Below are 1,135 nucleotides of genomic sequence, written 5' to 3'. Positions count from 1 at the left end.
TGCAAAATCCTAAAATAGGTTGACAAAAAATTAAACAACATTTGTCAAACTATGGAACAGAAAGAAAACCAACCCTGCCGAAAAAAAGAGTATCAAAAAATCAGTTTTGAACTCAAACTTCAGATTGTCGAAAAAGTAACCAACGGACAGATATCCATTAATCATGCTGCTAAAAAATATGATGTATCACGTTCGGCTATTGACTATTGGGTTCGTAAATTTGCTACCTTAAAACAAAAATCTATTGGTATGAGCAAAGACGACGAAATCAAAAAACTAAAAGAACGTATTGAAGCACTGGAATTCATCAAAGACTTCCAACAAGACATGATTGCTGATTTCGAACTCATTACAGGGAAAGAACTCTCAAAAAAGTATTTACCCAAAGACATAGCCAAAGAAATCGAGAAAAAGAAAAGAGACATTTTAAAAGGCAATGGATAGCCGAAGTCTTTGGGATATCTCGTCAAGGTTTCAACAAGAAACTAAAACGCTTGGAACAAAACGAGAAGGCTCAGAATATCATCATTGAAAAAGTAAAACAGGAACGCAAATTACAACCGCAATACGGAGGTAAAAAGCTCTATAAAGACCTGCAATCTTTCTTTACGGAGAATCAAATTAAAATCGGAAGAGATGCTTTTTTAAAGCTACTGAAATGGAATAACTTACAGATTAAAAAGAGTAAAAACTTCCATACCACAACCAATTCAAAACACCGGTTCTTCAGAAATCCTAACCGATTGAATGACCTAAACATAACAAGAAGCGAACAGGTTTGGGTAAGCGACATAACCTATATCAAAATACAGGAAAACCACGCCTATCTAGCTTTGGTAACAGATGCCTATTCCAAGAAAATAATGGGCTATAAAATCGCAAATCACATGAGAACCGAATTAGTCCTGGATGCTTTAAAAATGGCTTTAAAAAACAGAAAATATCACAACAGGGAGCTCATCCATCACAGCGACAGAGGTATACAGTATTGCAGTCCGGAGTTTACTCAATTCGCCGAAAACAAAGGGATTAAACTTAGTAACACTCAAAACTCCGATCCTTATGAAAATGCAATTGCAGAGAGAATTAACCGTACAATCAAATACGAATACGGATTAAAACAAAACATCCCAGA

The 1,135-nt window shown here is 35.3% G+C and carries 2 protein-coding genes; both read left to right on the top strand.

Features of this window, described 5'->3' with window-relative positions; all coding sequences use genetic code 11:
* Positions 1 to 51: 51 nt before the first annotated feature.
* A complete protein-coding gene (locus G498_RS0110160; protein WP_026981045.1) occupies positions 52 to 444 on the top strand; it encodes a helix-turn-helix domain-containing protein in 393 nt (130 codons plus the stop codon).
* On the top strand, positions 441 to 1,135 hold a 695-nt coding region (locus G498_RS0110155; protein WP_035754292.1), incomplete at its 3' end, for an IS3 family transposase. The genes G498_RS0110160 and G498_RS0110155, both read left to right, overlap by 4 nt.

The organism is Flavobacterium suncheonense GH29-5 = DSM 17707 (assembly GCF_000430025.1).
In the GTDB taxonomy this organism is placed as follows: domain Bacteria; phylum Bacteroidota; class Bacteroidia; order Flavobacteriales; family Flavobacteriaceae; genus Flavobacterium; species Flavobacterium suncheonense.
The sequence above is the reverse complement of the archived record's forward strand: the minus strand, read 5'-3'. Positions and strand labels throughout refer to the sequence as shown.

What these genes read in the sequence shown, in the direction of transcription:
- G498_RS0110160 (WP_026981045.1), top strand. Translation starts at nt 52, where the DNA reads ATGGAACAGAAAGAAAACCAACCCTGCCGAAAAAAAGAGTATCAAAAA.